This is a genomic window from Streptomyces sp. NPDC104202, assembly GCF_055584185.1.
Genome location: NZ_JBVJMN010000019.1, coordinates 112,633 through 118,766 on the forward strand (window position 1 = coordinate 112,633; position 6,134 = coordinate 118,766).

The 6,134-nt window shown below is 74.4% G+C and carries 4 protein-coding genes; 2 read left to right on the forward strand and 2 right to left on the reverse strand.

Annotated elements, in window-relative coordinates; genetic code table 11:
• Nucleotides 1-21: 21 nt before the first annotated feature.
• Both meaB and ACZ60W_RS15435 read right to left on the reverse strand, forming a co-directional pair.
• Nucleotides 22-978: a methylmalonyl Co-A mutase-associated GTPase MeaB gene (gene meaB, locus ACZ60W_RS15430; protein WP_469755817.1), complete on the reverse strand. Its 957-nt coding sequence runs from the start codon at nt 976-978 to the stop codon at nt 22-24.
• 25 nt (nt 979-1,003) lie between these two features.
• Complete coding sequence (locus tag ACZ60W_RS15435; RefSeq protein ID WP_469755818.1) at nt 1,004-2,206, reverse strand: acetyl-CoA C-acetyltransferase; 1,203 nt, start codon at nt 2,204-2,206, stop codon at nt 1,004-1,006.
• Nucleotides 2,207-2,343: 137 nt separating this feature from the next.
• On the opposite strand from ACZ60W_RS15435, the gene mce reads away from it, so the two are divergent.
• Both mce and scy read left to right on the forward strand, forming a co-directional pair.
• Nucleotides 2,344-2,796, forward strand: coding sequence for a methylmalonyl-CoA epimerase (gene mce / locus ACZ60W_RS15440; RefSeq protein WP_469755819.1), 453 nt, complete (start codon nt 2,344-2,346; stop codon nt 2,794-2,796).
• Between the two features lie 213 nt (nt 2,797-3,009).
• Nucleotides 3,010-6,134, forward strand: a 3,125-nt coding sequence (gene scy / locus ACZ60W_RS15445) for a polarized growth protein Scy (RefSeq protein WP_469755820.1), incomplete at its 3' end; no start/stop codon positions are given.

The following is a 6,134-nucleotide window of genomic DNA, read 5'->3' on the forward strand; positions in this document are numbered from 1 at the left end:
AGAGGCCCTCTGTCCGTGGCTTCAGTGGCCGGTCAGGCTCGCGATCAGCTCGTCGGAGGCCGCGTACGGGTCCAGGGAGCCCGCGACGATGCGCTCGGCGAGGGCGTCGAGACGGGCGTCGCCGTGCAGGTCGCCGATCCGCTCGCGCAGGGCGGTCACGGCGATCGCCTCCACCTCGCCCGCGGCACGGGTCCGGCGGCGCTCCGCCAGGACGCCGTGCTCCTCCATCCAGGCGCGGTGCTTCTCCAGGGCCTCCACGACCTCGTCGATGCCCTCGCCGCGCGCCGCGACCGTCTTGACGATCGGCGGCCGCCAGTCGCCCGCGGTCCGCGCCTCGCCCAGGCCCAGCATGTGGTTGAGCTCGCGGGCGGTCGCGTCGGCGCCGTCCCGGTCCGCCTTGTTCACCACGTACACGTCGCCGATCTCCAGGATGCCCGCCTTGGCGGCCTGGATCCCGTCGCCCATGCCCGGCGCGAGGAGCACGACCGAGGTGTCGGCCTGGCCGGCGATCTCGACCTCGGACTGCCCGACGCCGACCGTCTCCACCAGGATCACGTCGAAGCCCGCCGCGTCCAGGACGCGGATGGCCTGCGGGGCCGCCCAGGCGAGACCGCCGAGGTGGCCGCGGGTCGCCATGGAGCGGATGTAGACGCCCGGGTCGGAGGAGTGCTCCGACATCCGGACCCGGTCGCCGAGGAGCGCTCCCCCGCTGAAGGGGGAGGACGGGTCGACGGCCAGGACCGCCACCCGCCGGCCCGCCCTGCGGTACGCCGAGACCAGCGCGGACGTCGACGTGGACTTGCCGACGCCGGGAGAACCGGTCAGCCCCACCACGTACGCCCCGCCGGTGAGCGGCGCGAGCGCCGCCATCACCTCGCGCAGCTGCGGGGACGCCCCCTCCACGAGCGAGATCAGCCGGGCCACGGCCCGCGGCCTGCCCTCCCGTGCCTGGGCGACGAGTTCGGGGACGTCCACCATCTGCGCTGCTCCTCGGTTGGGTGACTTACTTGCCGGCCACGCGGACGATCAGAGCGTCGCCCTGGCCGCCACCGCCGCACAGGGCCGCCGCGCCGATGCCGCCGCCGCGCCGCTTGAGCTCCAGCGCGAGGTGCAGCACCACGCGGGCGCCGGACATGCCGATCGGGTGGCCGAGGGCGATGGCGCCGCCGTTGACGTTCACCTTCTCGGGGGTGACGCCGAGGTCCTTCATTGACTGCACGGCGACCGCGGCGAACGCCTCGTTGATCTCGATGAGGTCGAGGTCGTCGACGGTCAGGCCGTCCTTCTTGAGGGCGTGCAGGATCGCGTTGGACGGCTGCGACTGGAGCGAGTTGTCCGGGCCGGCCACGTTGCCGTGGGCGCCGATCTCGGCGATCCACTCCAGGCCCAGCTCCTCCGCCTTGGCCTTGCTCATCACGACGACCGCGGCGGCGCCGTCGGAGATCTGCGAGGAGGTGCCGGCGGTGATGGTGCCGTCCTTGGCGAACGCCGGACGGAGCTTGCCGAGGGACTCGGCGGTGGTCTCGGCGCGGATGCCCTCGTCCTTGGCGAAGATCACCGGGTCGCCCTTGCGCTGCGGGATCTCGACCGGGGTGATCTCGGCCTCGAAGATGCCGTTCTTCTGGGCGGCGGCGGCGCGCTGGTGCGACAGCGCCGCGATCTCGTCCTGCTCCGGGCGCCGGATGCCGAGGCGGGTGTTGTGCTTCTCCGTGGACTCGCCCATGGCGATGCCCTCGAAGGAGTCCGTGAGGCCGTCGTACGCCATGGCGTCGAGCATCTCGATCGCGCCGTACTTGAAGCCCTCGCGGGACTTCGGCAGCAGGTGCGGGGCGTTGGTCATCGACTCCTGGCCGCCGGCGACGACCACGTCGAACTCGCCCGCGCGGATCAGCTGGTCGGCGAGCGCGATGGCGTCGAGGCCCGACAGGCACACCTTGTTGATGGTGAGGGCGGGGACGTTCATGGGGATGCCGGCCTTGACGGCGGCCTGGCGGGCGGGGATCTGGCCGGCGCCCGCCTGGAGCACCTGGCCCATGATCACGTACTGCACCTGGTCGCCGCCGATGCCGGCCCGGTCCAGGGCGGCCTTGATGGCGAAGCCGCCGAGGTCGGCGCCCGAGAAGGACTTGAGCGAGCCGAGGAGGCGACCCATGGGCGTGCGGGCGCCCGCGACGATCACTGAGGTGGTACCGGTCGTTCCAGACATGAGGCACGGCCCCTTGGGATGAGGAGTGAACGAGGGTTTACCGCCAATGTACTGAGCGGCGCCGCGCCGGGTCACCGGCCTGCCGGTGTGACGGCGCGCACGTTGCGTAACCACCTCCCCGGCGGTGCACTGGAGGAATGCTGACGCGAATCGACCACATCGGGATCGCCTGTTTCGACCTGGACAAGACCGTCGAGTTCTACCGTGCCACGTACGGTTTCGAGGTCTTCCACTCCGAGGTCAACGAGGAGCAGGGCGTCCGCGAGGCCATGCTCAAGATCAACGACACCTCGGACGGCGGGGCCTCGTACCTCCAGCTCCTGGAGCCGACCCGGGAGGACTCCGCGGTGGGCAAGTGGCTCGCCAAGAACGGCGAGGGCGTGCACCACATCGCCTTCGGCACGGCGGACGTCGACGGGGACGCCGAGGCCATCCGCGGCAAGGGCGTGCGGGTCCTCTACGACGAGCCGCGGATCGGTTCGATGGGCTCCCGGATCACCTTCCTCCACCCCAAGGACTGTCACGGCGTGCTCACGGAACTGGTCACCTCGGCCGAGCCGTCCACTGACCACTCCTCAGCGGAGCACTGACCTCCGGATTCCTGGCCCGGTAGAGTGGGCGACTCCGGGCCGGGGCCGGTCGGGGCTGCTCCGCGTGGCACCGAAGTCGGGATGTCGGGGTCGTCCGATCTGCCACGATTCCCCGGGGGTCCGTCCTCGCCGGTGAGGGCGTACTCGCAGGAGTTGCGACCAGGGTTGGGGTATCCCCTGCTCGAAGAGCTCGGGGAAGGATGGGACCGCGCAGTGCGGGGCTACGAACGCCAGGAGAGCCACCGAGCTGAAGACGACCATCTCGCCAGGTTCGAAGCCGAGATGGACCGGCTGAAGACCGAGCGCGAGAAGGCCGTCCAGCACGCCGAGGACCTCGGATACCAGGTCGAGGTCTTGCGTGCCAAGCTCCATGAGGCGCGCCGCACCATCGCGTCCCGGCCCGCCTACGACAGCGCGGACATCGGCTACCAGGCCGAACAGCTGCTGCGGAACGCGCAGGCGCAGGCAGAGCAGCTCCGCCAGGACGCCGAGCGGGAGCTCCGCGAGGCACGCGCCCAGACCCAGCGCATCCTCCAGGAGCACGCCGAGCACCAGGCCCGGCTCCAGGCCGAGCTGCACACCGAGGCCGTCCAGCGGCGCCAGCAGCTCGACCAGGAGCTCAGCGAGCGCCGGCAGACCGTCGAGGCGCACGTCAACGAGAACGTCGCCTGGGCCGAGCAGCTCCGCGCCCGTACGGAGTCCCAGGCCCGCCGCCTGATGGAGGAGTCCCGCGCCGAGGCCGAGCAGTCGCTCGCCGCCGCCCGCGCCGAGGCCACCCGGCTCGCCGAGGAGACCAGCCGCCGGGTCGGCACCGAGGCCGAGGCCGCCCGCGCCGAGGCCGAGGCGATCCTGCTCCGCGCCCGCAAGGACGCCGAGCGGCTCCTCACCGCCGCCTCCAGCCAGGCGCAGGAGGCCACCAGCCACGCCGAGCAGCTCCGCTCGACCACCACCGCCGAGACCGACCAGGCCCGCCGCCAGGCCACCGAGCTCTCCCGCGCCGCCGAACAGCGCATGCAGGAGGCCGAGGAGAAGCTCCGGCTGGCCCGCGCCGAGGCCGAGAAGGCCCTCACCGAGGCGAAGGAGGCGGCCGCCCGGCAGCTCGCCTCCGCCGAGTCGGTCAACGAGCAGCGCACCCGCACCGCCAAGGCCGAGATCGCCCGCCTCGTCGGCGAGGCCACCAAGGACGCCGAGACCCTCAAGGCCGAGGCCGAGGAGAAGCTCCGGGAGGCGACCGCCCAGGCGGAGAAGCTCGTCACCGAGGCGTCCGACAAGGCCCGCACCGCCGCGGCCGAGGACTCGGCCGCCGCCCTCGCCAAGGCCGCGCGCAACGCCGAGGAGATGCTCACCAAGGCGTCCGAGGACGCCCGCGAGACCACCCGCAAGGCCTCCGAGGAGGCCGAGCGCATCCGCCGCGAGGCCGAGGCCGAGACGGACCGGCTGCGCGCCCAGGCCGAGGAGCGCGCCGACGAGCTGCTCGGCTCGGCGAAGGACGACACCAAGGAGTACCGCGCCAAGACGGTCGAGCTCCAGGAGGAGGCCCGCCGGCTGCGCGGCGAGGCCGAGCAGCTGCGCGCCGAGGCCATCGACGAGGGCGAGCGGATCCGCGGCGAGGCCCGGCGCGAGGCCCTCCAGCAGATCGAGGAGGCGGCCAGGACCGCCGAGGAGCTGCTCACCAAGGCCCGTACGGACGGCGAGGAGCTCCGCACCAAGGCCGGCGCCGAGAGCGAGCGGGTCAAGTCCGAGGCGATGGAGCGCGCCCAGACGCTGCGCGCCCAGGCCGAGGAGACCCTGGAGCGGACCCGCGCCGAGGCCGAGCGGCTGCGCGCCGAGGCCGAGGAGCAGGCCGAGTCGGTGAAGGGCGCGGCCGAGGAGGCCGCGGCCGGGCTCCGCGCGGACGCCGAACGGGCCGCGGAGGCACGCCGGGCCGAGGCGGCCGACGAGCTGACCCGGCTGCACACCGAGGCCGAGGCCAAGGTCGCGGCGGCGGGCGAGGAGCTGACCGACGCCCGCGCCGAGAGCGAGCTGATGCGGCGCGAGGCCGCCGACGAGACGGAGCGGCTGCGGACCGAGGCCGCCGAGCGCATCCGGACGCTCCAGGAGCAGGCCGAGCAGGAGGCCGAGCGGCTGCGCGCCGAGGCCGCCTCGGACGCCTCCACCACGCGCACCGAGGCCGAGAGCGCGTCCGTACGGCTCCGCAAGGAGGCCGCCGACGAGGCCGAGCGGCTGAAGTCGGAGGCGCAGGAGACCGCCGACCGCGTCCGCGCCGAGGCCGCGGCCGCCGCCGAGCGGGTCGCCGCCGAGGCCGCCGAGGCGCTGGCCGCCGCCCAGGAGGAGGCCAACCGGCGCCGCCGGGAGGCCGAGGAGACCCTCGCGTCCGCCCGCTCCGAGGCCGGCCGGGAGCGCGAGCACGCCCGCGAGCAGTCCGAGGAGCTGCTGGCCGCGGCCCGCAAGCGGGTCGAGGAGGCGCAGGCCGAGGCGCTGCGCCTGGTCGAGGAGGCGGACACCCGGGCGACCGAGATGGTCGCCGCGGCCGAGCAGACCGCGCAGGAGGTCCGCGACTCCGTGTCGGGGCTGCGCGAGCAGGCCGACGAGGAGATCGCCGGGCTGCGGTCCGCCGCGGAGCACGCGGCCGAGCGCACCCGCGGCGAGGCGCAGGAGGAGGCGGACCGGGTCCGCGCCGACGCCTACGAGGAGCGGGAGCGGGCGTCCGAGGACGCGGCCCGCACCCGGGCCCGCGTCCAGGAGGAGACCGAGGCCGCGCAGGCGCTGGCCGAGCGGACCGTCACGGACGCGATCGCCGAGGCCGAGAAGCTGCGGGCGGACACCGCCGAGTACGCGCAGCGGGTACGGACCGAGGTGACGGATTCGCTCGCCTCGGCCGAACAGGACGCGGCCCGCACGCGGGCCGACGCCCGGGACGACGCCAACCGGATCCGTTCGGAGGCCGCCGAGCGCGCCGAGACGGTGGTCGGCGAGGCGCGGACGGAGGCGGAGCGGATCGGCGCCGAGGCCGCGCTCGTCCTCGACGAGGCCCGCGCGGCCGCGGACAAGCGCCGCGCCGACGCCGCCGAACAGGCCGACGCCCTGGTCACCGAGGCCGCCTCGGAGGCCGAGCGGCTCACCGCCGAGGCGGTCGAGCTCATGGAGACCGCCGAACAGGACGCCCGGCGCCTGCGCACCGAGGCCGAACAGGTCAAGGCCGACGGCGAGGCGCACGCGGAGGCGCTGCGGGCCGCGGCCATCGCCGACGGCGAGCAGGTCCTGGACGAGGCCCGCGCGGCCGCGGACAAGCGCCGCGCCGACGCCGCCGAACAGGCCGACGCCCTGATCGCCGAAGC